At 73.1% G+C, this 21471-nt stretch carries 17 protein-coding genes; 7 read left to right on the top strand and 10 right to left on the bottom strand.

Annotated features, from left to right (window positions below):
- The first annotated feature begins 1 nt into the window (after position 1).
- Together KF840_23355 and KF840_23350 are read left to right on the top strand one after the other, a co-directional pair.
- Positions 2-1753 (top strand): response regulator, encoded by a 1752-nt coding sequence (locus KF840_23355; protein ID MBX3027843.1) that lies wholly within the window; start codon positions 2-4, stop codon positions 1751-1753.
- Positions 1750-3411 (top strand): response regulator, encoded by a 1662-nt coding sequence (locus KF840_23350; protein MBX3027842.1) that lies wholly within the window; start codon positions 1750-1752, stop codon positions 3409-3411. Before KF840_23355 ends, KF840_23350 begins: the two co-directional genes overlap by 4 nt.
- A gap of 58 nt (positions 3412-3469) precedes the next feature.
- Here KF840_23350 and xth read toward each other — a convergent pair whose 3' ends face one another.
- Both xth and KF840_23340 read right to left on the bottom strand, forming a co-directional pair.
- Positions 3470-4351 (bottom strand): exodeoxyribonuclease III, encoded by an 882-nt coding sequence (gene xth / locus KF840_23345; GenBank protein MBX3027841.1) that lies wholly within the window; start codon positions 4349-4351, stop codon positions 3470-3472.
- Positions 4352-4368: 17 nt separating this feature from the next.
- Complete coding sequence (locus tag KF840_23340; GenBank protein MBX3027840.1) at positions 4369-4752, bottom strand: hypothetical protein; 384 nt, start codon at positions 4750-4752, stop codon at positions 4369-4371.
- Positions 4753-4882: 130 nt separating this feature from the next.
- Between KF840_23340 and KF840_23335 the strand changes: the two genes are divergently transcribed.
- The 5 genes from KF840_23335 (at position 4883) to KF840_23315 (ending at position 13431) form a co-directional block, all read left to right on the top strand.
- Complete coding sequence (locus tag KF840_23335; GenBank protein ID MBX3027839.1) at positions 4883-6577, top strand: autotransporter-associated beta strand repeat-containing protein; 1695 nt, start codon at positions 4883-4885, stop codon at positions 6575-6577.
- A 267-nt stretch (positions 6578-6844) separates the two neighbouring features.
- Positions 6845-8122 (top strand): IS1380 family transposase, encoded by a 1278-nt coding sequence (locus KF840_23330; protein MBX3027838.1) that lies wholly within the window; start codon positions 6845-6847, stop codon positions 8120-8122.
- A 442-nt stretch (positions 8123-8564) separates the two neighbouring features.
- Positions 8565-8903 carry a YciI family protein gene (locus KF840_23325; GenBank protein ID MBX3027837.1) on the top strand — a complete coding sequence of 113 codons (339 nt, stop codon included), beginning with the start codon at positions 8565-8567 and terminating at the stop codon, positions 8901-8903.
- 16 nt (positions 8904-8919) lie between these two features.
- Entirely contained in the window at positions 8920-10167 is a 1248-nt protein-coding gene (locus tag KF840_23320) for an RNA polymerase subunit sigma-70 (GenBank protein MBX3027836.1), read from the top strand.
- A gap of 339 nt (positions 10168-10506) precedes the next feature.
- Positions 10507-13431 carry an AAA family ATPase gene (locus KF840_23315; GenBank protein ID MBX3027835.1) on the top strand — a complete coding sequence of 975 codons (2925 nt, stop codon included), beginning with the start codon at positions 10507-10509 and terminating at the stop codon, positions 13429-13431.
- A 66-nt stretch (positions 13432-13497) separates the two neighbouring features.
- On the opposite strand, the gene KF840_23310 is transcribed toward KF840_23315, so the two are convergent.
- The 8 genes from KF840_23310 to KF840_23275 form a co-directional block, all read right to left on the bottom strand.
- The gene (locus tag KF840_23310) at positions 13498-15720 is read right to left on the bottom strand and encodes a hypothetical protein (protein MBX3027834.1); all 2223 of its coding nucleotides are present in this window, start codon (positions 15718-15720) and stop codon (positions 13498-13500) included.
- On the bottom strand, positions 15717-15941 hold the full coding sequence (locus KF840_23305) for a hypothetical protein (GenBank protein ID MBX3027833.1): 225 nt from the start codon (positions 15939-15941) through the stop codon (positions 15717-15719). Before KF840_23305 ends, KF840_23310 begins: the two co-directional genes overlap by 4 nt.
- Before the next feature lie 129 nt (positions 15942-16070).
- Positions 16071-16367: a MoaD/ThiS family protein gene (locus KF840_23300; GenBank protein ID MBX3027832.1), complete on the bottom strand. Its 297-nt coding sequence runs from the start codon at positions 16365-16367 to the stop codon at positions 16071-16073.
- On the bottom strand, positions 16364-17479 hold the full coding sequence (locus tag KF840_23295; GenBank protein MBX3027831.1) for an exo-alpha-sialidase: 1116 nt from the start codon (positions 17477-17479) through the stop codon (positions 16364-16366). The genes KF840_23300 and KF840_23295 overlap by 4 nt, the downstream gene beginning before the upstream one ends.
- Before the next feature lie 121 nt (positions 17480-17600).
- Positions 17601-18143, bottom strand: a complete 543-nt coding sequence (locus KF840_23290; GenBank protein ID MBX3027830.1) for a hypothetical protein — start codon at positions 18141-18143, stop codon at positions 17601-17603.
- Positions 18144-18153: 10 nt separating this feature from the next.
- Positions 18154-19698: a lipase maturation factor family protein gene (locus tag KF840_23285; GenBank protein ID MBX3027829.1), complete on the bottom strand. Its 1545-nt coding sequence runs from the start codon at positions 19696-19698 to the stop codon at positions 18154-18156.
- A 30-nt stretch (positions 19699-19728) separates the two neighbouring features.
- Positions 19729-19950: a hypothetical protein gene (locus KF840_23280; protein MBX3027828.1), complete on the bottom strand. Its 222-nt coding sequence runs from the start codon at positions 19948-19950 to the stop codon at positions 19729-19731.
- Between the two features lie 71 nt (positions 19951-20021).
- Positions 20022-21467 carry an NAD(P)/FAD-dependent oxidoreductase gene (locus KF840_23275; protein ID MBX3027827.1) on the bottom strand — a complete coding sequence of 482 codons (1446 nt, stop codon included), beginning with the start codon at positions 21465-21467 and terminating at the stop codon, positions 20022-20024.
- Positions 21468-21471: the final 4 nt, after the last annotated feature.

The following is a 21471-nucleotide window of genomic DNA, read 5'->3' as shown; positions in this document are numbered from 1 at the left end:
CGTGGCGACGATCCTCATCGTCGACGACCTCGCGGCCAACCGGGAGTTGCTGGTCGCGCTGCTCGGCTACGCCGGGCATCGCCTGGTCGAGGCCGCCGACGGGGCCGACGCGCTCGCCCGCGCCCGCGACACGCACCCCGACCTGGTGATCACCGACCTCCTGATGCCGGTCATGGACGGCTTCGAGCTCGTCCGCCAGTTGCGCGGCGATCCGGCGCTGGCCGCCACGCCGGTCGTCTTCTACACCGCCCACTACCCCGAGCCCGCCGCCCGCGCCCTGGCGGCCCAGTGCGGCGTGAGCCAGATCCTCGCCAAGCCCGCCGAACCGGAGGACATCCTGGCCGCGGTCGCCGACGCGCTGCGCGGCGGGCCGCCGGCGCGCGCCGCCCTCTCGCCGCAGTTCAGCCGCGAGCATCTGCAACTCATGAGCGACACCCTGGCGCGCAAGGTCGACGAGCTGGAGGGCGCCAACCGGCGCCTGCGCGGGCTCCTGGACCTGAGCGAGCGTCTGGCCAGCGAGCGCGATCCCGTGCGCCTGCTGGAGAGCGTCGCGCGCTCGGCGCGCGAGATCGTCGGCGCCTGCCACGCCACCATCGCCATGACCCGCAACGGCTCCCCCCAGTGGCATTACTACCTGGCCAGCGGCATCGCCGCCGATCTGGCGGCGCGCCTGTCGCCGCCCCCGCCGGAGGCGGGTCTGCTCGCGACCCTGCTCGGCAACGAGACCTGCATCCGTCGCGGCGCCGACGGGCTGACTGCCGCGGCGGTCGGCCTGCCCGAGACCTATCCGCCGTTCCGCTCGCTGCTCGCCGTCCGCGTCTCGTCGTTGCAGCGCATCTACGGTTGGCTCTGTCTGACCGACAAGGTCGGCGGCGGCGAGTTCGGCGACGAGGACGCGCGGCACGCGCGGATGATCGGTTCGCTGGCGGGTCGCGTGTACGAGAACGGCACCCTCTACCTGGAGGTCAAGCGGAGCGCCGAGGCGTTGAGCGCCCTCAACGCCGAGCTCGAGCGGCGAGTGGCGGAGCGCACGGCGCTGCTCGACGCGGCGATGCGCGAGCTGGAGACGTTCAGCTACTCGGTATCGCACGATCTGCGGAGCCCGCTGCGGCAGATCGAGGGCTTCTGCACGCTGCTGCGCGAGGACCACGCCGCCCAGCTCGACGCCGACGGGGTGCGGCACCTCGGCCGCATCCAGGCGGCGAGCGAGCGAATGAGCCATCTGATCGACGACCTGCTCAGCCTGGCCGGCGTCACCCGGCATCGGATGTCACGGCAGCCCCTGTCCTTGAGCGCCCTGGCGGGGGCGGTGGTCGGCGAGCTTCAAGCGACGGCGCCGGGGCGCCGGGTCGACGTGCGGATCCAGCCGGGGCTGACGGCGGTGGGCGATGCCCACCTGCTGCGCATCGCGCTCGACAACCTCATCGGCAACGCGTGGAAATACAGTAGTCGGGTGCCCTGCGCCGAGATAGAGTTCGGCGCCAACGAGGAGAACGGCGAGACGATCTACTACGTGCGCGACAACGGCGCCGGCTTCGACCCGGCGTACGCCGGCCGCCTGTTCACCGCCTTCCAGCGGTTGCACTCGGAGTCGGAGTTCGAGGGCACCGGGATCGGCCTGGCGACGGTGCAGCGCATCATCGCCCGCCACGGCGGCCGCGTCTGGGGCGAGGGCGCGCCGGGGCGCGGCGCCACCTTCTCCTTCACCCTCGGCGGGGGCGGAGAGGCCCCCGAGGACGGGGGGGTGGCGTGAGCCGCGAGACGACGCCGATCCCGCTGCGCGTCCTCCTGGTGGAGGATTCCCCGGACGACGCCGCGCTGGTCCTGGCGCACCTGCGCCGCGGCGGCTATGCGCCCGTCTCCCAGCGTGTCGAAACGGCGGAGGCGCTGCGCGCCGCCCTCGCCGAGGGCGCCTGGGATTGCGTCCTCTCGGACTACGAGCTGCCGCGCTTCAGCGGCCTCGAGGCCCTGCGCGTGCTGCAGGAGTGCGGCCTCGACCTGCCCTTCATCGTCGTCTCGGGAGCGATCGGCGAGGACACCGCGGTGGCGGTGATGAAGGCGGGGGCGCACGACTACGTGATGAAGGGCGCCCCGGCCCGCCTCTGCCCGGCGATCGAGCGGGAGCTGCGCGACGTCGCGGTGCGGCGCGAGCGGCGGCGGGTGGCGGCGACGTTGGCCGAGGACAACGCCGTCGCCGCGGCGCTGCACCGCGTCGGCCGCACGCTCATCACGACCCTGGCCTCGCCGGCGCTGCTCGCGACCTTGTGCGAGGTCACGGCCGAGGTGCTGTGCTGCGATTCGAGTCACACGCTGCTCTGGCAGCACGACTCGCAGGTGTTCCGGCCGATCGCGACGTCCGGCGCCGCGCCGGAGGAACAGTCGATCGCCCGCGCCATGGCGGTGCCGTTGGCGACGATGCGGGAGCTGCTCGGGCAGCTCGAGACCGACGACGTGATCGAGCGGGAGCCGACCGCGATCGAGCTGCTCTGCACGCCGCAACAGTGCGCCAGCCGGCAGCTCTGCATCGCGTTGCGCTGCGGCGACGAGATCATCGGCGTGCAGGTCGCCAGCCGGCGCGAGGCGCGGGCGGCCTTCACCGCCGTCGACGTGCGCATCGGGCGCGGCATCGCCCAGATGGCGTCGCTCGCCCTCGAGCACGCGCGCGTGCGGCAGGAGCTGGAACAATCGAACCGGCTCAAGTCCGATTTCGTCGCCACCATGTCGCACGAGCTGCGCACGCCGTTGAACATCATCCTCGGATACGCCGACCTGCTGCGCGAGGACGAGTTCGGCGCCCTGGCGGCGGAGCAGCGCGAGGTGGTGCGGCGGATCGAAGCGAGCGCCCGCGACCTGCTGGAGATGGTGAACGCGACGCTGGATCTCAGCCGCCTGGAGCGCGGCCTGGCGCCGCTCGACGTGGAACCGATCACGCTCGACGAGTGGCTCCAGGCGCTGGGTCAGAACGCCGGGTCGCTGGGGCTGAAGTCGGGCGTGCCGCTCAAGCTCGATCTCGCGCCCGGGCTGCCGACGCTGCACACCGATCCGGTGAAGCTGAAGGTCATCGTGCGCAATCTGCTCGGCAACGCGTTCAAGTTCACCGCCCAGGGCAGCGTGACGCTGAGCGCGCGGCCGCACCCGGCGGGCGTGGAAATCGCGGTCTCCGATACCGGCGCGGGCATCAGGCCCGACGTGTTGCCGATCATCTTCGAGCCCTTCCGCCAGGGCGGCGACGTCGACACCGCCCACGTCTCCGGGGTCGGGCTGGGGCTGTACGTCGTGCACAAGCTGCTCGACCTGCTGCACGGGTCGATCACGGTCGAGAGCGCGGTCGGGGAGGGATCGACCTTCCGGGTGGTCCTGCCGCGCGACCTGTCGCATGCGCGCGCCGCCGACGCCTCCACCCTCGGTTGAGTCGCGTCGAGGAGCGCGCGCACTCCCGCGGCGGGAACGCGCTGGCCCGGGAGGCGGCTCAGCCGGTCGCCGCCTGGCGAGCCGCGATGCGGCCGGCCGCCGACTTCCAGCCAGGGTCGAAGGGGACCCCGGGCTGGTCGAGATCGATGACCAGCGGGGTGTGGTCGGACGGCACCGGCTTGCCCTTGCGGGCCTCGCGGTCGATCTCCGCCCAGATGGTGCGCGCCGCCAGCGGTTCGGTGACCAGCAGGTGATCGATGCGCATGCCGTGGTTCTTGTGGAAGCTGCCGGCGCGGTAGTCCCACCAGGTGTAGCGCCCAGGCTCCGGGTGGTGCAGACGGTAGGCGTCGCGCAGGCCCCAGTCGCAGAGACGGGCGAAGGCGGCGCGCTCGAGCGGCGAGACGTGGGTGCCGCCGCGGCAGAGGTGCGGATCCCAGACGTCGTCGTCCGCCGGCGCGACGTTGAAATCGCCGCCCACCGCCAGCGGCTCGTCGGGTCGCGCCGCCTCGGCGAGCCAGCGGGCCAGGCGGTCGAACCAGGCGAGCTTGGCGCGGTAGAAGGGCGAATCGACGGCGCGGCCGTTGGGGGCGTAGATGCTGACGACGCGCACCCCGCCGCAGGTGGCGGCGATCATCCGCGCCTCGGCGAGCGGCTCGTCGTCGCCGACCTCCGCCGTGCGCGCCGGGCGCAGCGGGTGGCCGAAGTTGCTGGTCACGCCGCTGATCCCCACCCGGCTGGCGATGGCGACGCCGTTCCAGCGCCCTTCGCCGTGGTGCGCCAGCTCGTAGCCGGCGGCCCGGAAGGCCAGCGCCGGCACGTCGCCGTCGGCGAGCTTGGTCTCCTGCATCAACAGGACGTCGGGCCGCGCCCGCTCGAGCCACCAGGTGACCTTCTCGAGCCGGGCCTTCAGCGAATTCACGTTCCAGGTCGCGATGCGCATGCGTCGAGCCCGCCGATTCACGCGCCGATGGCGCGGCCGTCGTTGAGCGCCAGCCAGCCGCGCAGGATGCGATACAGCACCCAGATCCCGGTGCCGACCACCAGCAGCCAGGCGAACGGAATGCCGATGACCGTCGCGAACGCCAGCACGGCGATGACGACCCACAGCAGCGCGAACCAGAAGGTGCGGATCTGCCAGCGGAAGTGCGATTCGAGATAGGTGCCGCGCACCTCGCCGCGGCGGGCGTAGTTGAGCACCACGGCGAGGATCGAGGGCCAGCCGGTGAGGAAGGCGGTGACGATGGCGGCCGAGGAGATGACGCCCATGACGGCGCTGAAGGCGTGCAGGGCGTAGATGATGTGGGTGAGCCGGACCATGCCGTCGCGCGGCGATTCAGTCATGTCCGGTTCTGGAGCACATTCCGGCCGGCTTCGTCCATGGGCGGGCGCGTTGGCGGAACCGGTCGCGGGGTTGGTAGTCGTTGCCACTAGCGGGCGACTGGTCAATCATGCCCGCCAGCGGGGAGAGCGCATGCGGAGCGAGCGACGGGATCGGACTGGCGACGGCGTGAACGAGCGCGGGCGGCGGCGGGGCGGGTGGCTATTGGTCGCGCTGCTGACGCTCGCCGGCCCGTCGGCGGCGGGCGCCGCCAGCTACACCTGGACCGGCGGCGGCGGCGACGGCAAGTGGTCCAACCCCGCCAACTGGAACGGCACGGCGCCGAAGGACAACGAGGCCGGCGTCCAGCTCGAGTTCCCCGCCCTCGACGCTCCCTACGCGGCCGACAACGATCTCAACGGCCTGCACGTCACCTTTCTCGACATCGCGACGCAGGTGGGCGCCGGCGACTACGCCTTCACCGGCAAGCCGGTGAACCTCGAAGGGTCGGCGACGCTGTCAAACCCCGGCACCGGTAATCCCAACCTGGTGTGGCGGATCCCGTTGCTCTTGGGCGCCCAGGCCACCATCGCGTCGTCGGGTCGGCAGACGCGGATCCAGGCCGACATCGATCTCGGAGCCCACACCCTGACCTTCAATACCCTCGGCGACATCCTGGTCACCGGCGTCATCAGCGGCGCCGGCGATCTGCGCAAGACCAACGTCGGAGCGCTGACCCTGGGCGGCGCCAACACCTACAGCGGCACCACCACGAGCCACATTGGCGCGCTCTACCTCGCCGACGCCATGGCCCTGGGCAGCGCCGGCGGCGGCACCACCGTCAAGGGCGGCAACCTGTCCTTCGCGCCCGGCAGCAGCTTCGCGCTCGCCGAGCCGCTGGTCTTCGAGGGCGGCGGCATCCTCGCCTACGGCACGCCCAGCATCAGCGGCCCGGTTACGGTCAACGCCGCGATCGACGTGCGCGCCTTCGACGCGCCGGCGGTGCTGACCATCGACGGCGCCGTCGGCGGCAGCGGCAGCATCACCGTCGCCGGCGCCGGGGTCGTGGTGATGAGCGGCACCGCGACGTACGCCGGCGGCACCACGGTGAGCAGCGGCACGCTCCAGCTCGATGGGTTCATCGGCGGCGCCGCGGGGGTGACCGTGCGCGACGGCGCGACGCTGCGCGGCAGCGGGTCGACGGCCGGATCGTGCACGGTGGAGAGCGGCGGCACCCTGTCCCCGGGCCCGGGCACGGCGGTGTTCGGGTGCGGCGGTCTGAGCCTGGCGAGCGGGGCGACGCTGGCGATGGAGATCAACGGCCCGACGGCGGGCACGGGCTACGACGAGATCGTGGTCAACGGCGCCGTCGCCCTGGGCGGCGCCACGCTGTCGCTCACCCTGGGCAGCGTGCCGCCGAACGGACAGAGCTACACCCTGCTCGTGCTGCAACAGGGGCAGGGGGTCAGCGGCACCTTCGCCGGGCTGCCGAATGGGGCGACCTTCGAGCTCGGCGGCCAGACCTTCGGCATCGCCTACGACGAGTCGAGCGTCGTGCTGACCGCCGCCCCGGGCAGCAGCACGCCGACCCCGACCGAGGGGCCGGCGACGGCCACGCCGTCGCCCTCGCCGACGCCGACGGCGACGCCCACCGGCGGCGCCACCTGCGCCGGCGACTGCGACGGCAACGGCGCGGTCGGCATCAACGAGCTGGTGCTCGGCGTCAACATCGCGCTCGGCAACGAGAGGGTCGACCGCTGCCCCGGCTTCGACAGCAACGGCGATGGCCAGGTCGGCATCGCGGAGCTGATCGCCGCCGTCAACAACGCCCTCGGCGGCTGCCCGTGATCGCCGGCGCGGGTGGGCCTGCGTGCCCGCCCGCGCCCGCGTCCTGTGCCTCCCTCCAGCGGCGGCGGCGCGATAGGCTTTGCCCAAGAAAGGTTGCTAGCCCGGATTATTCACGGTTACTAAAGTAGAAAGCCACCGTGCACCTCTGAAATCTGCTACAGACAAGGGCTGCGAGACTCTTGATCGAAGCAGAGAGGAGGAGCGGCGGTGGCTACAGAGTGTCGTAGCGGATCGGGATTCCAATTCCAATTCGCACCGAAGCTGGCGGTGGCATTCGATGGGGGTGAGATCACCAGTGATGCGGGCTTGGTGCTGCTGCGGGAATTCGATGAGCGGGTCGGGGTGACGGCAGCATTGCCGACGTTGATCGCCGACCCGCGCGACACGCGGTTCACCGAGCACGAATTGCTGACGCTGCTGCGTCAGCGGCTGTATCAAATTGCCGCCGGCTACGAGGACGCCAACGACGCGACGGCGCTGCGGCGCGATCCGACGCTGTGCACGGTGGCGGCGCGCGGCCTGACCGCGTTGGCGTCGCAGCCGACGCTGTCGCGCTTGGAGAACGGGGTCGCGTGGGAGTCGATCCGGCTGCTGGAGACGCAGGGCACCGAATGGCTGTGTCGCTATGAACCGCGCGGTCCGCGCGACGAGATCATCCTGGATGTAGATTCCACCGAGGATCCGACCCACGGCCAGCAGCCCTTCACGTTCTTCAATCAGCACTACGGCGGCTACATGTATCACCCCGTGCTGATTTTCGACGGGCGCAGCGGGCTGCTGCTGGGCTCGCGGCTGCGGCCCGGCAACGCCATGGGGAGCCGCCAGGTGATCCCGCTGCTGCGCCCGTTGCTGGCGCGGCTGCGCGGCCACTTCGGTCCCGCCCAGCCGCTGGCGCTGCGCGCCGATGGGGAGTTCGCCAAGCCCGATCTGCTCGCGTATGCCGAGCGCCACGGGCTGCGTTACGCGATCGGCTTTGCCCGCAACTCCAGACTGCAGACCCTGGTGCAGCCGCTGTGCGAGAAGGCCGAAGCGCTCTGGGAACGGCGCGGGGCGCGCGTGCGGCTGTATGCCAGCTTTTCCTACCAAGCCCACAGTTGGCACCGCCCGCGCCGCGTGGTGGCCAAGATCGAACGCACCGCCGAGGGACGGAATCTGCGCTTCGTGGTGACCAACCGCCGCGGCCGGGCTCAGCAAATCTTCCACTGGTACGAGCAACGCGGGCAGGCCGAGAACTACATCAAGGAACTCAAGAACGATCTGGCCGCCGATCGGCTGTCGTGTGCGGCCTATCGCGCCAATGCCTTCCGGCTCCAACTGCATGCGTACGCGTACAACCTGGCAGTGCTCTTCCGCCGCCGCGTGCTCGTCGGGACCGAGCTGGCCCGCAGCACGATGGCCACGCTGCGCGGGCGTCTGTTCAAAGTGGGCGCCCGCGTTCACCGCTCGGTGCGCCGGGTGTGGTTCCACCTCGCCAGCGGGTGGCCGGGGCAGGCGCTGTTTGAGCGCGTCCTCACCCACATGGCCCCCCTCGGCGCGCCGGGATAGCCGCACGCCCCCGCCTCCCCCTCGCTGAAACCTCGCTCGCCGCGGCGCCCCGATCGGGGCGCACGGCGGTGCTATGTCCGTGCGCGGGTCGTCCGCGCGCTTCTTTGATCTCATCGCGTCTCTCGGGATCATCCGCGGTCTACCTACGACCCGCACTTGCCGCTCACTGACCCGCTACACCCCGCTCGCCGCTCTGCCGCACCTCATCTGGCGCCCTTTACGCCTCGAACACTGGCCGCGCCGTCGAAAGTGTGAATAATCCGGGCTAGGTTGTTAGTTGTTAGGTTCTTAGTCTCAGAGGCCGTTCAGGCCTAACAACTAACAACGTAGCAACCTAACAACCTGGGGCTGCCTCGCGGAGCAGCGAATTCTTGGGCAAGGCCGGCGCGGCAGTGTCGATTGCCGCCAGGCGCGAACGACGACGGCGTAGGAGGAAGACGCCATGCGGTACATGCTGCTGATCTACGAGGACGACGCGGAACGGGTGGACAGGATGGACGAGCGCATGCCGACCTGTGCCGCCTACGCGGAAACCATGAGGAAGGCCGGCATCTACGTCTGCGGCGAGCGCCTGCGCGGCGCCGGCACCGCCACCAGCGTCCGCCTGGTCGACGGCAGGACGACGGTCGTCGACGGGCCCTACGCCGAGGCGAAGGAACAGCTCGGCGGCTTCCACATCATCGACGTGCCCGATCTCGACACCGCGCTCGCCTGGGCGGCGCGCTGTCCGAGCGCCAGCCGCGGCGTCGTCGAGGTGCGGCCGATCTGGCCGTTGCCGTAGCCGGGCGCCGCTCCGCATGGACGAGGGCGACGGCGGCGCGGCGCGCGCGGCGGCGGCGGCGGTGGCGCGGCGCAGCTACGGCAAGCTGGTCGCCTATCTCGCGGCGCGCACCGGCGATGTCGCCGGCGCCGAGGACGCGCTGGCGGAGGCGTTCGCCAGCGCCCTCGCCGACTGGCCGCGCGACGGCGTGCCGCGCAACCCCGAGGCCTGGTTGACGACCGTGGCGCGCCGCCGCCAGATCGACGCGGCGCGGCGGCGGCGCAGCCGCAGCGAGGCGGCGGCCCACCTCCGACTGATGGCCGACGAGGTCGCCGCGGCGGCGGCGCAGCCGGCGCTGCCCGACGAGCGCCTCGCCCTGATGTTCGCCTGCGCGCATCCGGCGATCGCCGCCGGCGTGCGCGCGCCGCTCATCCTGCAGACCATCCTCGGCTTCGACGCCGCCGCCATCGGCTCCGCCTTCCTCGTCTCGCCGGCGACGATGGCGCAGCGCCTGGTGCGCGCCAAGAGCAAGATCCGCGACGCCGCCATCCCGTTCCAGGTCCCCGGCCGCGGCGAGATGGCGGAGCGCCTCGACGCCGTCCTCGAGGCGATCTACGCCGCCTTCTGCGAGGGCTGGTCCGATCCCTCCGGCACCGAGGCGCGGCGGCGCAACCTCGCCGACGAGGGCATCTGGCTGGGACGGCTGGTGGCGTCGCTGCTGCCCGACCAGGCGGAGGCGCTCGGTCTGCTGGCCCTGATGCTCTACGCGCAGTCCCGGCGGGCGGCGCGTCGCGACGCCGACGGCGACTACGTCCCGCTGGCCGAGCAGGATCCGGCCGCCTGGGACGGGGCGCTGATCGACGAGGCGGAGACGCTGCTGCGGCGGGCCAGCGCCCTGCCGGGCCTCGGGCGCTACCAGCTCGAAGCGGCGGTGCAGTCGGCGCACGTGGTGCGGCGCCGGGGCGGCGGCGCCGACTGGGAGGCGATCGAGCGCCTGTACGATCTGCTGCTGGAGATGACGGGCTCGCCGGTGGTGGCGGTCAACCGCGCCGTGGCGGTGGCGGAGCGGCGCGGCGCCGCCGCCGGACTGGCGGCGCTGGATGCGATCGGCGACGCGCGCCGCCTGGCCGACTACCAGCCCTACTGGGCGGCGCGCGCCCGTCTGCTGGCCGATATCGGAGAGCGCGCCGCGGCGGACGCGGCCTACGAACGGGCCATCGGCCTCGAGCGCGATCCGGCCGTCACCCGCTTCCTGCAGCGCCGGCGCGCCGCCCTGGCCGGGTGAGCGGGCGGCCGCCGCCCGACTCGTCACCAGCGCGGGGCCACATGGCGAGGGACGCAGCGCACCGCTGCGCTGGGTCGCTCTTCCGCGAGGAGGAGCTGCTCTTCGAGCGCCATGCAGTCCTACCGTCGCGGGCGCGAGAAAGATGCAGCCCCTGATCGCCGCCCTGACGTGGGCGGGGCTGCATCACCTGTTCGGCGCCTGACGCCGCGGGCGCCGGCGCGGCGCCGCCAGCGCGGGCCTCCGTGGGCAGGGGGAAAAAGAACCTTGCCCGCGCTCCGCGCTCGTGATTGAGCGCTACCGGCCCCGCGCTTCCTCACCTGGGCGACCCCTCGGCACGCGATGAACCGCCCGACGAACGCCATCACCTTCGGCCCGTACCGGCTCGACCAGGACGCCGTGCGCCTCTGGAAGGGGGACGCGCCGGTGGCGCTGCAGCCCCGGCCGCTCGCCGTGCTCGCCTACCTCGCGGCCCGGCCGGGCGAGGTGGTCGGGCGCGACGAGCTCCTGGCGCGCGTCTGGGCGGGTACCGCGGTCACCAGGGCGGTGCTGAAGGTCGCGGTGCGCGCCGTGCGCGAGGCCCTGGACGATCCGGTGGCGGCGCCGCGCTACATCGAGACCGTCGGCCGCACCGGGTATCGCTTCATCGGCGGCATTGCGCGCGGCGCGGCGGCGAGCGCGGCGGGCGCGCCTGGTCTGGTCGGCCGCCACGGCGAGCTGGCGGCGCTGCACCGCGCCCTGGCGCGGGCGGAGGAGGGGGCGCGCGGTCTGCTGGTGGTCAGCGGCGAGGCGGGGATCGGCAAGACGGCGGTCGTCGACCACTTCGCCGAGGAGCTGACGCGCCACCCCGGCGTCTGGGTGGCCCGCGGCCAGTGCCTCGAACAGTACGGCGAGGGCGAGCCGTACCTGCCCCTGCTCGACGCCATGGGGCGTCTGCTGCGCGCGCCGCGCGGCGACGAGCTGGCGCGGGTGCTGCGCCGCCACGCGCCGAGCTGGGCGGGTCAATTGCCGGCGCTCGCGGCCCGGCCGTCGGTGAAGCGGCGCACGGCCGGCGCCGGCCCCACGCGCAGGCTGCGCGAGCTCGGCGAAGCGCTCGACGTATTCACCCGCACGCGCACCCTGGCGCTGCTGCTCGAGGATCTGCACTGGAGCGACCATGCGACGGTGGATGTGCTGCGCTTCGTCGCCGGCCGACGCGAGCCGGCGCGATTGCTGATCGTCGCCACGACCCGCGCCGCCGAGTTGATCGCCCATCAGCATCCGCTGCGCCCCTTCCTGCAGGAGTTGCGCGCCAGCGGCCAGTGCCAGGAGCTGGCGCTCGAGCTGCTCTCGCCCGACGACGTCGCCCGCTACGTCGAGGGCCGCTTTCCCGGCCTCCCGGCCGAGGACCTGCGTCGGGTCGCGGCCCGCATCCACGAGCGCAGCGAGGGCAATGCGCTGTTCATGATCAACCTGCTGGACGACCTCGTCGGCAAGGGGCTGCTGGTCCGGCGGGACGGTCGCTGGCACGGCGAGGGCAGCCTCGACGGGCTCGCCGAGCACGTCCCGGTCGGCCTGCAGGAGCTGATCGCCCGCCGCATCGAGGCGCTCTCCGCCGCGGCGCAGCGCACGCTGGAGGCGGCCAGCGTCGCCGGCGACCCGTTCACCGTCGCCAGCGTCGCGGCGGCGCTCGGCGAACCGCTGGAGGTCGTCGAGGACGCCTGCGAGGCACTGGCCGGCGATGGCGGACTGATCGCCGACGCCGGCGCCGCGGAATGGCCGGACGGGACGATCAGCGACCGCTATCGCTTCCGCCACGCCCTGTACCGCCACGTGCTCTACCAGCGAATCGGCGCCGCGCGGCGGGTGCGGATGCACCGCGCCGTCGGGCTGCGCGAGGAAGCCGGGTTCGGGCCCCGCGCCGGCGAGCACGCGGCGCAACTGGCGATGCACTTCACGCGCGGCCGCGAGCGCCCGCGCGCCCTCGAGTACCACCAACTGGCGGCCTTCGCGGCGCTCGCCAACCAGGCGCCGCACGAGGCCGTCGGGCACTGCGGCGCCGCGCTGGCGGCGCTGGCGGATGCCGGCGCGGTCGCCGATCGTGCGGCGCGCGAGCTGCGCCTGGTGGTCACGCGGGCGACGTTGCACATGGCGACCAGCGGCTACGCCGCGGCCGAGACCGAGCGCGACTACGCGCGGGCGCGGGCGCTGTGCGGCGAGTTGCGGGGCGCCGCGGAGGTGTTCCCGGTCCTGCGTGGCCTGCTGTCGTACCACCACGTGCGCGGCGCGCTGGCGGTCGCGCGCGAGCTCGGCGAGGAATTGTTGCGCCATGCGGCCGATCCGGGCGCCGACCGCCACCTCGTCGTGCAGGCGCACTACGGGCATGGCGCGACGCTGTTCCACGCCGGCGCGCTGGCCGAGTCGGCCGCCCACCTCGAACGCGGGCTGGCGGGCTACGATCCGGCGCAGCACGCGACCCACGCCCGGGTCTACGGCGGCTACGACCCGGGCGTGGCGTGCGCCCTGTGGCTGGCCTGGACGCGCGCGCTGCAGGGGGACCTGGAGGAGGCGGCGGCGCTCGATGGCGACGGCCTGGCGCTGGCCCGCCGGCTGCCCGATGTCTTCTCGCTCGCCTGGGCCTGCTACGGCGCCGGCGTGTCGCGACAACTGTTCGGCGACTGGGCGGGCGCCGAGGCGCTGTTGCGCGAGTCGATGCAGCTCGCCGAGGAGCACGGCTTCCCGCACGTGCTCGGCATGGCGATGGCCATCTGCGGCTGGAGCCAGGTGATGCAGGGGCGCGTCGCCGACGGCATCGCGCTGATGCGCCGTGGCATCGCGGCCGTGGAGCAGACGGGCGCGGCGCTGATGCGCCCGTCGTACCTGGGGATGCTGGCGACGGCCGACCTGCTGGAGGGCGACCGCGCCAGCGCGGCGCGGCGCTATGACGAGGCGATCGCGGTCGCCGAGGAGAGCGGCGAGCGCGTGCACCTGGCGCCGGTGTTGATCGGCCACAGCCATCTCCTCGCCGGGGGCGGACCGGGCGGGCGGGCCTCCCGCGCCAGCGAGCGCGCCGCCGAGGCGTCGCTCGAGCAGGCGCTGGCGGTCGCCCGCGCCCAGGGGGCGCGCTTGCTCGAGCTGCGGGCGGCGGTCGCCCTGGCACGCCACTACGACCGGACGGGGCGCGGCGTCGAGGGGCTCTCCCGCCTGCGCCAGGCGCACGAGTGGTTCGCGCCGCGCCCCGCCAACGCCCCCGAGATCGCCGCCGCCCGCCAGCTTCTCGCCCGCTAGCCCGGCAGCGCCGGCGCCGCGGCCCGCCAGGGGAGGCGGCGGCGATCGCCGCCGCCTCGCATCCGCTCAGCGCCACGGGTTGTACGGGAGCACGTAGAGATACGGAGCCGAGACGGTCGCCAGACGCGTCGTCACATTCCCCGAGTGGTCGCTGATCTCGTAGGTGATCGTGTAGAGGCGACCGCGGTTCGGCACGCGGTGCGTGGCGCGGAGCTGAAACTGGCGATCGTCGGTGCCGAAGGCGGCGCCCTGGATGTCCGGGTTGGTGTGGGTCGCGTCGGCGAGATCGCCCTCGTTGCTGGTGATCGACTTGAGGCGGACGATCGGCTGCGGGTCGCAGAGGTCGCTGGTCCGGATCGTCGCGGTCACGGGGACCAGCGCCGGCGTCAGTTTGTGCAGCACCGCCGGGCTGACGCTGAGGCTGGCCGAGGGCGCGGTGCTGTCGAGGACGGCGACGCGGGTCGCATCCTCGTCGGTCTGTCCGAGATCGTCGAGGGCGCGCAGCACGTACCGCGTCTCGCCGATCGGCTGGGTGAGCAGGAGGGTGGGGCTGCTGCCGAGCCGCGGGCCGCTGCGGCTCTCTCGGGTCCACGACAGGCGGACGAGATTGCCGTCGGCGTCGCTGCTGGCGCGGCCGTCGAGGAGCACGCTGGCGCCGGCCGGCGAGGCGCACTCGATCCGCTGGTCGGCCCCGGCGACGGCGCGCGGCGGCTGGTTGACGATGTCCCCGCTGGCGCTGATCTCGGCAGCGAGCTGCTCCTCGCCGTTGGTTTCGCCATCCGCCGTGCTGGCGACGGTTCCGAACAGGGCGCAGGTGTGATGGCGCCAGTCGACGAAGACGCCGATGTCGTTCGGATTCGGCAGCACGTAGGCCCTGGTGGTGCTGCTGCGCCGGCCGCGCAACGAGCTCTGCGCCTGGTTGGGGGCGACCGTGCCGAGGCCGCTGGCGCCGATCACCGCCGCGCCGGGCGTGCTGTTGCCCGAGGACGCGAGATCCTCGAACACCGGGTCGGCGTGGAAGCGGACGGCGAAGGTGATCTTGTCGAGGCTGAGATTGTAGGCGAGGCCGAGGGCGCACTGGGCGCCCGGACACGGCCGGCCGGTCAGCTCGACGACGCCGCGCGCCCGCGACTCCTTGTCCTCGTCGCCGATCTCGATCGTCGCCGGGCCTTCGACCAGGCACTCGCTCACCTGTCCGAAGGCGGCGGCGGACAGCGCGCTCGGTCCGCTCCTGGCGGCATTGCGCGTCGCGGCGCAGACCGGCGCGTCGCCCGGGGCGTTGGTCGCCGTGGTGGTGCCGCCCACCGGATCGAAGTTGGCGCAGCTCGGATCGAGCGGCACCGCGGCGCAGGGATCGTTGCAGACGGCGTTGAACTTGCGCGACCCGATCTCGGCGTCGCACTCGCACTGCGCCGGGTAGTCGCACGCCTGCGCCATGTGCGAGAGCGTCGTCTCGACCCGTCCGGCGCAGTCGTTCTGGAGCGCCATGTCGCTCGGCTCCGCCTGCGGCATGCCGTTGCCGTCGCGCAGGTTGGGATTGAGCGACGCCGGCATGCAGACGTTCAGCGCCTGGTCGGTGGCGATGCGGTAGGCGATCTCGAGCACCGCCGCCTTGTTGGGATTGCCGTCGTAGGACTCCGCCTCGCGTCGGCCGCCGCTGCTGGCGAGCAGCAGGGCGAGCGCGTTCCCCGACGCCCAGCCCGGCCGGTTGACGATCTCCTGCACGATCGCCCGCAGGTCGGGCGAGCGCTGGGCCGGGCCCGAGGCGTTGACCACCCACGCCGGGACCGCCCAGGGGACCGACGCGGTCGTCCTGGGGAGCGCCGCGAGGTTGGCGAAGTTGGCGCCGAAGGAGGGGGCGTCGTCCACCGCCTCCCCGAACAGCGTCAGGGTGCACGCCGTGGCGTTGCTGCTGCTGAACGCCTGATCGGCGGTGAGCTGGAGGGAGGCGGCGGTGATCGTCGCGCCCGGCGGGATGACGACGCTGCCGAAGCGCAGGGCGCCGAACACGACGCCGAGGTCGAGGTCGGTGGCCCCGTCGGTGTCGTCGATCCGCTGCGGGCTCTGTTCGGCATCGTCGAAGCGCGCCGCGACCCGCACGGTGGTGGTGACCGGCGCGCTGCAGCGGCATTGGCAGGTGTAGAAATTGGGGTCGTCCATGTCGTCGTCGACCTGGGCGCCGGTCGGCGCCTCGAAGGTGCAGCCGAGCATGCCGCCCTGGCTGAGCAGGGCGAGGTGGGCGGCGGCGGCCAGGGCCAGCGGCGCGGCGTAGCGTGACAAACGGCTCATTCGGTGTCCTCCGTGGTGGGCGGCGCGGCGCTCGAGCGCAGCGCCGCGCGCATGTGTGCGACGAGCTCCTCGACCGACTCGAACACCGCGGCGAGGCCGGTGGTGAGGTGTTCGATGCGGCCGCGGACGACGCCGCCGCCGGGGTCGGCGTCGGCGCGGAGCTGCACGACGAAGGCGCGCTCCGCCGGCAGGGTCACCCGGTCGGGTGCTGCCGGAGGCATCGGGGCCGTCGGCCGTGGGGAGCTCGCCATCGCGTCGATCCGTTGCGCTGGCGTGTACGCCGCGCCGCGGCGGCGACGGAACGGAGGGCGGGTTAAGATTCCGGTTAAGATTCCGGAGCGGAGACGCGCTCAGCCGCCGGCCATGGCGCCGACGATCAGGAAGGCCTCGGCGCCGCTGACGACGGCGGCCGGCAGCAGCGTGTCCGGCGGATCGTGCGAGAGGTCCTCCTGGCAGGCGAAGAAGCGGACGAAGGGGCGGCGGCGCAAGGTGACGCGGTCGCGGATGGTTCCGGCGAGCATCGGGTAGCGCGCCTCCAGCGCGTCGAGCACGGCGCGCTGGGTGACCGGCCCCGCGACCGCGAGCTGCACCTCGCGCTCGCTGCCGGCCAGCGTGCGGAGATGCGCCGGCAGGACGATGCGGATCATCGCAGGGTCTGAACCTCGACCGAGAGGACCGGCGGCAGATCGCGCACGATCGGCGCCCAGGTGTCGCCGCTGTCGGCCGAGGCGTAGACCTGGCCGCCGGTGGTGCCGAAGTAGAGCCCGCAGGCATCGAGCGCGTCGACCGCCATGGCGTCCCGCAGCACGTTCACGTAGCAGTCGCGCTGCGGCAGGCCGCGGGTCAGCGGCTCCCAGTCGCCGCCGCCGCTGCGGCTGCGATAGACGCGGAGCCGGCCGTCCGGCGGGTAATGGTGCGAGTCGCTGGTGATCGGCACGACGTACACGGTGTCCGGTTCGTGGGCGTGGAGGTCGATCGGGAAGCCGAAGTCGGTCGGCAGGTTGCCGCTCACCTCGCGCCAGGTGTCGCCGCCGTCGTCGCTGCGCATGACGTCCCAGTGCTTCTGCATGAACAGCACCCGCGGCCGTTGCCGGTGCAGGGCGATGCGGTGGACGCAGTGGCCGACCTCGGCCTCCGGGTCGGGAATTCCCTCGGAGCGCAGGCCGCGGTTGATCGGCTGCCAGGTGGCGCCGCCGTCGTCGCTGCGGAAGGCGCCCGCCGCCGAGATGGCGATGTAGAGCCGCGCCGGGTTGCCGGGGTCGATGAGGATGGTGTGCAGGCACAGGCCGCCGGCGCCGGGCTGCCAGCGCGGGCCGGACCCGTGGCGGCGCAGGCCCGAGAGCTCGCGCCAGCTCTGGCCGCCGTCGCGCGATTCGAAGAGCGCGGCATCCTCGACGCCGGCGTAGACATGGTCGGGATCGCCGAGCGACGGCTCGAGGTGCCAGACGCGGGCGAATTCCCAGGGATGCGGCGTGCCGTCGTACCACTGGTGGGTGCCGGTGATGCCGTCGTACGCGAACTGGTTGCCGACCGGCTGCCAGGTGCGGCCGCCGTCGTCGGAGCGCTGGACGAGCTGGCCGAACCAGGCGCTGCTCTGCGACGCATAGAGCCGATCCGGCTCCGCCGGCGATCCCTTGAGGTGGTAGATCTCCCAGCCGGCGAAGTGCGGGCCGCTGACCGTCCAGTCGTCCCGCGTGCCGTCGGCTTCGAGCACGAACGCGCCCTTGCGCGTGCCTACCAGTACCCGGACCCTGCTCATTCCTCACTCCTCTCCATGGCGCGATGGCTCCGGCGCCGCGAGGGCGCCGGTCATCCCATCGTCGGTCGGGGCCCCCGGGAATCGACAGCGCGAAGAGCAGACGCGCTCGCGCATCTCGCCCTCAGGCAGGGGGGTGCCGCTGGAGGACCTGCACGCCGCGCGAGAAGGCCGTCGTCTGGGTGAGCATGACCCGGTTGCCGTCCGCGCTGCGCGCCGCCTCCTGCCGCATCGCGGCGCCCAGCCAGGCGAAGCGGTAGCTCGCGCCGTCGCCGGCGGCGGTCACCACCACCGGCGTGTCCGACTCGACGCGGGTGCGCCAGAGCGCCGGCGCGAGACGCATCTCGATGCGCATACGGGCGCCGCGTCCGTCGGCGGCGAGGGCGATGTGCTCGACGCTGCGCATCAGCGTGATCCCCCACTTGGTCACCCGCGTCGTGTGCACGATGAGATCGCGATCGGCGCCGCTGGCGTCGACGCTGGTCTCCAGCCGGCAGGGCCCGAGCAGGCGCGCGGTGAGCAGCATGGAGAGCAGGCGGAGGCGATCGGCGCGGCGCAGCGCGCTGGCGCGGAAGGCGTTCCAATCGGTGAGCGCGAGATCGAGCGGGCCCTGCCAGTTGCCGGCGACGGAGCGGTAGTACGCGCGATGGGGCGGGTCGGGAGGCACGCGGGCGACTCTACGAAGTCCCGGCGCCGATTTCACGGCCGGGGCGGTCCCCCGGCTCGTCGTCGAGGTCCAGGGATCGCAGGTAGGCGGCGATGTCGGGATCGTCGCGTCCCACCGGCGGCAGGTAGGGGCGGATGAAGGTGCGACGCCACCAGTCGGGGCTGCCGTCGCCGGGGCGGGTGAACTGGTAGCGGTAGAGCTGGGCGCGGATGAACCGCGGCGGCTGCGTTGGGAAGGGGTCCACGGCGAGCAGGCGCTTCCCCGCCGGGTCCCCGCGCAGGAGTTGATGGATCAGGTGGATCAACCACGGCTCGCGGCTCGCCTGCGACATGGCGGCGAACCACATCTGCCAGTCGGCGCGGTAGTGGTAGGGGGAGATGACGCAGGGCCGCCGGGTCACGTCGCCCGGCTTGCAGGGGAACTGGTACTCCTGCCAGCGCGTGTCGGGGCCGACGTGGTCGTCGCTCGTGCCCTCCAGGATCACCTCGTCCCGCTCCCGTCCCACCGAGCCGAAGGCGCCGTAGGTGTTCACCAGGTGCAGCCGGTCGTACGAGCGATTCATCGCCTGGCGGGGCGAGAGCAGATTGGCGACGACGTTGATGCTGAGGAACGCCACCAGCGCCGTCAGGGCGATCGCGGCGCCGCGTTGCGGCGCCGACGGCTGGCGGTCCGCGGCGGCGGCGAGCGCGCGCCGGCGCGAGCGACGCGGCAGGAGCCGGGCGAAGGCGGCGTCGTCGAAGCAGGCGAGCGCCGGCACGATGGTGAGCCAGTTGAGGAACGAGAGGTTGCCGCTGAGGATCAGCATGACCTGGAAGGCGATGAAGCAGATCCCGGCGAAGGCGCGCAGCCGGCGCGGGCCGAGGACGAAGACGGGCGCGATCAGCTCGACGAAATGGTTGACCGCGACGCCGGCGACGTGGAACCAGCGCGGCTGGGCATTGAGCCACCAACTGAGCGGGTTGGGCACCGGCTGCGTTTCGTAGTGGTAGACGAGGCAGGTGAAATCGCGCCAGCAGGGATCGCCGCGCAGCTTGATCGCCGCGGCGCCGAGCATGATGCGCATGATCAGCCAGCGGAAGAGCCAGATCACCAGGCGCGGCGGCGCGCTGCGGAAGGGGCCGAGGCCGCGCAAGGGACAGAGGAAGACGGCCAGGAACCCGGTCTCGAGCAGTTGCGTCTCCCAGCCGTAGCCGTAGAAGAGCTGGCCGACCTGGACGAACGACAGGTAGAGGCCCCACAGCGCGAGCTGCAGCAGGGCGTTGGTGATGCCGGCCAGGGCGAGCAGCGAGAGCGCCAGGCCGAGCCAGGCGGCGGCGAGCAGGGTGGCGTCGCTGCAGTCGATCCAGAACAGGGTGGGCAGCGCCAGGACGGCGGCGCTGGAGGAGCCGGCGGCGTCGCGCACGTGGGCGAGGAAGCGCGCGACGGGCAGCAGGCCGCCGGCGCCGAGCAGCGGCTGCGCCTGGTTGATCAGGACGAGGAAGGCGACCGCGTAGACCAGCGCCAGCAGGCGCAGGATGGCGAAACGGGTGAGGAGGTAGGTGGGCCGCGGGGGCATGGCGGCGGCGGTGGCGGCCGGCGCGGCAGGCTACTTGTCGTCGGGCGTCGGTTTCGGCCGTCCCTCCTTGGCGCCCTCGCCGGGCGCGCCGCCGTCGCCGGCGAGCTCGCGTTTGTGGATGCCCGAGGCGAGGTTGTGGGCCTTCTCTTCCGCCTGGTTGGCGCCGCGGATCGCCTTGATCTTGGCGTCCGACTGCGCCAGCGCGGTGGCGGCGGAGATGAAGAGACACAACCCCAGTACGGCTGCTTTCATGTCCTCTCCTCTCGACGTCGCCGGTCTAGCACACTGGGCTGGCCGCGCGCTCGCCCGCCCGGCGCCCGTGCTCAGGACAACGGGGCGACGGTGGCCGGCAGGCGCTGCAATCGGCGCAGGGCGCTGCGGGCGGCGAAGTAGCCGCACATGCCGTGCACGCCGCCGCCGGGCGGCGTGGAGGCGGAGCAGATGAACAGGCGCGGGTGCGGCGTCGAGTAGGGATCGAGGCGGGCCACCGGGCGGGTGAAGAACTGGAAGAGATCGGCGACGCCGCCGGTGATCGCGCCGCCGACGTAGTTCGTATTGTCGCGCGCCAGGTCGGCGGTCGTCATGCGATGTCGCGCCAGGATGCGGTCGCGAAAGCCGGGCGCGAAGCGCTCGAGCTGTCCCTCGATCGCCGCGGTGCAATCGACCTCCGAGCCGGCCGGTACGTGGCAGTAGGCGTAGCCCGTGTGCCGGCCGGCGGGCGCCCGGCTGGGATCGAACTGGCTCTGCTGCACGACCATGACGAACGGCCGCGCCGGATGCTCGCCGCGCCAGACGGCGGCCTCGGCGGCGGCGATCTCTTCGAGCGTGCCGCCGACGTGCACGGTCGACGCGTCCAGGCAGCGCGGGTCGCGCCAGGGAATCGGGCCGTCGAGCGCCCAGTCGAGCTTGAAGACGCCGGGTCCGTAGCGATAGCGGCGCAGGCGCCGCAGGTAGCCGGCGGGCAGGAGCGGCGCCGCGACGTCGGCGAGCTGGGCCGGGCTGGTGTCGAAGAGGACGACGCGGGCCGGCGGCAGATCGGCGAGCCGGCGCACGCGCACGCCGGTCTCGATCCGGCCGCCCAGCGCGCGCAGGTAGGAGGCGAGGGCATCGGCGATCGCCTGCGAACCGCCGGCGGCCACCGGCCAGTCATCGACGTGCCCGGTCAGCGCGAAGAGCATCGCCACCGCGCCGCTGAGCGGGCGCTCGAGCGGCAGGATCGAGTGCGCGGCACAGCCGGCGAGCAGAGCGCGCGCCCGCGCCTGGGCAAAGCGGACGCGCAGCAGCAGGGTCGCGGGCAGCAGGCCGAATGCCCCGAACCGCGCCATCTGGACGGGATGCGACGGCAGGCGGAGGGGTCCGAAGAGATCGGCGAGCAGGCCGTGCGGATCGCGGAGAAAGGGCGCGAGGAGTCCGCGATAGGCGGCGGCGTCGGCGCCGAGCTCGGCGGCGGTGGCGGCGAGCGAGCGCCGCAGCAGGACCGCGGGTTCGTCGTCCAGCGGGTGGGCGACCGAGGCCGGCGGCCGGCACCAGCGCAGGCCGTGCTCGGCGAGCGGCAGGGCGCGGAAGAACGGCGAGAGGACGCCGGTCGGATGGCAGCCGGAGCAGACGTCGTGCGCGAACCCGGGCAGGGTGAGGGGTGCCGTGCGCAGGCCGCCGCCGATGGTGTCCCGCGCCTCGACGACGCGCACCCTTACGCCGGCGCGCGCCAGCGCCACCGCGGCGGCGAGGCCGTTCGGCCCCGAGCCGACGACCAGCGCGTCGTCGGTCATCGCC

The organism is bacterium (assembly GCA_019637795.1).
Lineage (GTDB): Bacteria > Desulfobacterota > Binatia > HRBIN30 > CADEER01 > JAHBUY01.
The sequence above is the reverse complement of the archived record's forward strand: the minus strand, read 5'-3'. Positions and strand labels throughout refer to the sequence as shown.

Bases quoted from the DNA above. Each gene is read 5' to 3' on its own strand.
- KF840_23310 (MBX3027834.1), bottom strand. From the start codon at position 15,720: ATGAGCCGTTTGTCACGCTACGCCGCGCCGCTGGCCCTGGCCGCCGCC.
- KF840_23280 (MBX3027828.1), bottom strand. From the start codon at position 19,950: ATGAAAGCAGCCGTACTGGGGTTGTGTCTCTTCATCTCCGCCGCCACC.
- KF840_23325 (MBX3027837.1), top strand. From the start codon at position 8,565: ATGCGGTACATGCTGCTGATCTACGAGGACGACGCGGAACGGGTGGAC.
- KF840_23340 (MBX3027840.1), bottom strand. From the start codon at position 4,752: ATGACTGAATCGCCGCGCGACGGCATGGTCCGGCTCACCCACATCATC.
- KF840_23300 (MBX3027832.1), bottom strand. From the start codon at position 16,367: ATGATCCGCATCGTCCTGCCGGCGCATCTCCGCACGCTGGCCGGCAGC.
- xth (MBX3027841.1), bottom strand. From the start codon at position 4,351: ATGCGCATCGCGACCTGGAACGTGAATTCGCTGAAGGCCCGGCTCGAG.
- KF840_23275 (MBX3027827.1), bottom strand. From the start codon at position 21,467: ATGACCGACGACGCGCTGGTCGTCGGCTCGGGGCCGAACGGCCTCGCC.
- KF840_23320 (MBX3027836.1), top strand. From the start codon at position 8,920: ATGGACGAGGGCGACGGCGGCGCGGCGCGCGCGGCGGCGGCGGCGGTG.
- KF840_23315 (MBX3027835.1), top strand. From the start codon at position 10,507: ATGAACCGCCCGACGAACGCCATCACCTTCGGCCCGTACCGGCTCGAC.
- KF840_23285 (MBX3027829.1), bottom strand. From the start codon at position 19,698: ATGCCCCCGCGGCCCACCTACCTCCTCACCCGTTTCGCCATCCTGCGC.
- KF840_23295 (MBX3027831.1), bottom strand. From the start codon at position 17,479: ATGAGCAGGGTCCGGGTACTGGTAGGCACGCGCAAGGGCGCGTTCGTG.
- KF840_23335 (MBX3027839.1), top strand. From the start codon at position 4,883: ATGCGGAGCGAGCGACGGGATCGGACTGGCGACGGCGTGAACGAGCGC.
- KF840_23305 (MBX3027833.1), bottom strand. From the start codon at position 15,941: ATGCCTCCGGCAGCACCCGACCGGGTGACCCTGCCGGCGGAGCGCGCC.